General features: G+C 73.0%; 2 protein-coding genes and 1 pseudogene. 2 read left to right on the forward strand and 1 reads right to left on the reverse strand.

Going from position 1 to position 2,047, the window contains the following annotated elements:
• Window positions 1-87, forward strand: a pseudogene (locus tag AB0O00_RS37065) (type 1 glutamine amidotransferase domain-containing protein); the annotation flags it as partial.
• A gap of 133 nt (window positions 88-220) precedes the next feature.
• Here the strand turns inward: AB0O00_RS37065 and AB0O00_RS37070 are convergent.
• Complete coding sequence (locus AB0O00_RS37070; RefSeq protein ID WP_363659098.1) at window positions 221-1,405, reverse strand: erythromycin esterase family protein; 1,185 nt, start codon at window positions 1,403-1,405, stop codon at window positions 221-223.
• A gap of 78 nt (window positions 1,406-1,483) precedes the next feature.
• Here AB0O00_RS37070 and AB0O00_RS37075 point away from each other — a divergent pair.
• Window positions 1,484-2,047: MerR family DNA-binding transcriptional regulator (locus AB0O00_RS37075; protein ID WP_363659099.1), on the forward strand; the 564-nt coding region annotated here is incomplete at its 3' end.

Genomic DNA, 2,047 nt, shown 5'->3' on the forward strand with positions numbered 1-2,047 from the left:
GTGGTCGTCGACCGCAACCTGGTGACGGGCCAGAACCCGGCGTCGTCGGCGGGGGCGGCGGCGGAGCTGCTGCGCCTGCTGGGCTGAACCGGCCGGTTGTCTACGGGAATCGCGGTACCGGCGGCGCCCGCCCCACAGCGGTCGGGCGCCGCCGGCCCGCTCCCGCCACCGTATCGAGCCTTTACGGACGGATGGGCAACCGACCCGCCGCCTACGGCGATTACCGGATGTCGCGGACGAAGACGATGGCGTCCGCCTGCCCGGTGGTGGCCGGGTCGAGGGCGGCGTAGGTGTGGTCGGCCGGGATGCGGTGCGTCAGCTTCCTTGTGGAGGCGGCGAGTTGGGTCGGGTCGATGACGGACCGGTCGTCCGGGAGCGTCGACAGGAGCCCTTCGAGGGTGTCGGCCGGCGGGACGTCGGAGCCGCGGCTGCCGAAGGTGGTGGCCACGTAGGCGTACCGGTCGCCGAGGCGGGTGCCGGCGATGGCTCCCGCGCTCCACCACCGGGCGATCCGGCCGGCGAACCGCATGCTGCTCTCCTCCCGCTGGAGGTGCGCGTTGTGGGCGAAGGCGAGGGTCGGGCCGCGGTGCTCCTCGCGGCGGACGACGGCGTCGAGGTTGTCGGCCATCATCGCGTCCCGCTGGGAGAGGAGCTTGGCGATGCGGTCGGGGCCGGTGTCGGCCATGGCGGCGTGGTAGCGCAGGAGCCCGGTAGCGGTGCGGGCGTGCAACTCGGCGCGCCAGAAGGCGTCGGGGGAGGCCGCGGCCGTGAGGTGAGGAGCGTGTGCGGTGAGGAGAGCGCCCAAGTCGTCCGCCAGCACGCGCAGTTCGCGGGCCTCGGGGGTACGGCCGACGGACTTGGCCGGGTCGTACATGATGGCCTCGTCCGTCCATCGGGCGTCGTCGTCCAGGAGTTCGTCGAGCGTCGCGCGGTCGTACGGCGGGTCGAGGTGGGCGGCGAGGTAGCTGTGCAGGGCGACCAGGGACGGGCGTGGGCTCGCGGCGCCGGTGATCTCCAGCGGGCCGTCGAAGCCGTAGAAGCGGAGCTGCTCCTCGCGTGGGTGCTGCTGATTGAACTCGTATATCCAGCGCAGGAGTTCGCGGTTGGCGGGCAAGGCGCCGAAGCCGTGGCTGAAGCCGTGCGCGAGGGCGTCGTCGAGCGTACCGACGCTGTCGGTGACGTACGCGTCGGTGGCCAGACCGGCGAGGCAGTCGCTCTCGATCGCGATCGAGCGGTAGCCCTCGTGCTCGACGAGGTGGCGGAACAGCTCGTTGCGCAGCTCGGGGAAGGCCTCGACGCCGTGCGTGGGCTCGCCGAGGCCGAGGAGGCGGGTGGCGGGGGACAGGAGCGCGGTGAGGGCGTGGCCGGAGAAGGGACGGGCCGCGTCCCGGATCGATGCGGTCATGACTTCAACCGTATCGTTGAAGCCTCCGTGTAGACTTTGGTGCCATTTTGCCCGGCGAGATGGGAGTGAAGTCTCAAAATGAAGCTGCGGCCCGTCGATCTGGCGCGCGAGCACGGACTGTCCACGCAGGCGGTGCGCAACTACGAGGAGGCGGGCTACCTGCCCCCGGCCGAGCGCACGCCGAGCGGCTACCGCGTCTACGGCCCGCGCCACGCGGCGGCGCTCCGGGCGTTCCTGGCGCTGCTGCCCGGGCACGGCCACGCGACGGCGGGGGCCGTCATGCGGGCCGTGCACGCCGGCGAGGTCGACGAGGCGCTGCGACTGATCGACGCGAGCCACGAGCAACTGGCCGGTGACCGCGCCACGTTGGACGCAGTGGAGGAGGCGCTGCAGGAACTCGTCCCGCCGTCGGACCTTCCACCGGCACCCGAAGGCGGCGGTACGTTCATCGGCCCGCTCGCCCACCGCCTCGGCCTACGCCCGGCGACCCTGCGCACGTGGGAACGCGCGGGCCTGGTCGTGCCCCGGCGCGACCCGCACACCGGCTACCGCGTCTACGCCCCCGCCGACGTCCGCGACGCGCTGCTCGCCCACCAGCTGCGCCGCGGCGGGCACGGCCTGGAGCGCATCGCCCACGTGCTG

The organism is Kitasatospora sp. NPDC093558 (assembly GCF_040683475.1).
Lineage (GTDB): Bacteria > Actinomycetota > Actinomycetes > Streptomycetales > Streptomycetaceae > Kitasatospora.

Excerpts from the sequence above, each read along its gene's own strand:
- AB0O00_RS37070 (WP_363659098.1), bottom strand. The coding sequence starts at position 1,405 with ATGACCGCATCGATCCGGGACGCGGCCCGTCCCTTCTCCGGCCACGCC.